General features: G+C 38.7%; 1 protein-coding gene. It reads right to left on the bottom strand.

Features of this window, described 5'->3' with window-relative positions:
• A partial coding sequence (locus CBG25_RS04470; protein WP_290604866.1) for a hypothetical protein occupies positions 1-1,023 on the bottom strand: 1,023 nt, incomplete at its 3' end.
• Positions 1,024-1,089 lie beyond the last annotated feature (66 nt).

The following is a 1,089-nucleotide window of genomic DNA, read 5'->3' as shown; positions in this document are numbered from 1 at the left end:
GCTTTCTTCCAAGAACATCTCTAAGGCTTTTTTCACTAAGGCGATGGATTCTTCATGATTTTTTTTAGATATTTGCGCTACTTCACTAAAAGTACGTTCTTGCGCAGAATCCATCTGTGATTGCCCAGATTTTTCTGCTTGCGCTGTTGCATGCTGTTGCCCTGCCATCTGACCCACCGATGCCGAATTTTGCTGTACTGCATTTGAAGCTACGAAGATTTTTTGTGCTTCGCGTCCAGCCACCTGTGCAAACTGGGCTTTATTCTGCAATTCGTGAGATTTAGCCATCAAGCTTTCTACCGCTTCATTATTTATATCTGGATCACGAGAGGCATTTAACGCCGCATTTCGATGTTCTGTTGCAGCTGCGCTGTGTTTAACCGATTGAGTTTCATGAAGTTTCAGTGACGAAATTTGATTCTTTAAGCTCTTAATCGAATCAAAAGTTGCAGTACCCGCCATAGCAAGAGAAACCATTGCCGTTGTTATAGCTTGTTTTTGCCCTTCCTGAGCCGCCATAACCGTATTACTAGCACTTGATTTAATTGAGTCGTATGCGATCTTAGTCTCCATATTGGCTAATTGACGACAGGTCTCTGACTGACTCAAAGCTGCCTTAACCATTGCCAGAAGTAAGCTATCCTGGTTACCTGTATAGCCATTCGCTAACTTTGTAATCTCAAAACGATTTATAGTATCAGCAATACTCGCAAGATCTTCATCTGATAGAGAAAAGTTAAATAATTTTTCTTTCTTTTCAATACTGGTAAGTAAATCCTCAAAAGCATTTTTCACATCACTAGCTTGAACCTTTCCGTAACTCTTAACATCTGGTCGTCGTATTGCAGATTTTTCCGCTTCATCCTGGGGGCTATTATTTATTATATTGTGTATATCAATTGCTGATAGCGAAAATCCAGCTAAAGAAGTTTTTTCCTTATTTGAAATAGTATCGGTATCATCAATATTCCGATCCGTTTGATACAAAATAGCTCTATTATCAGAAGTACTTATTGCTGTCATATTTTCCTCTTTAATTTAAGCACGCATAGACTTAGTAATATATTTACCAGTATTATTCTGAGCAGT

This window comes from Arsenophonus sp. ENCA (genome assembly GCF_002287155.1).
In the GTDB taxonomy this organism is placed as follows: domain Bacteria; phylum Pseudomonadota; class Gammaproteobacteria; order Enterobacterales; family Enterobacteriaceae; genus Arsenophonus; species Arsenophonus nilaparvatae.
Note: the sequence above shows the minus strand (reverse complement) of the source record. Positions and strands in the feature narration are given on the sequence as shown.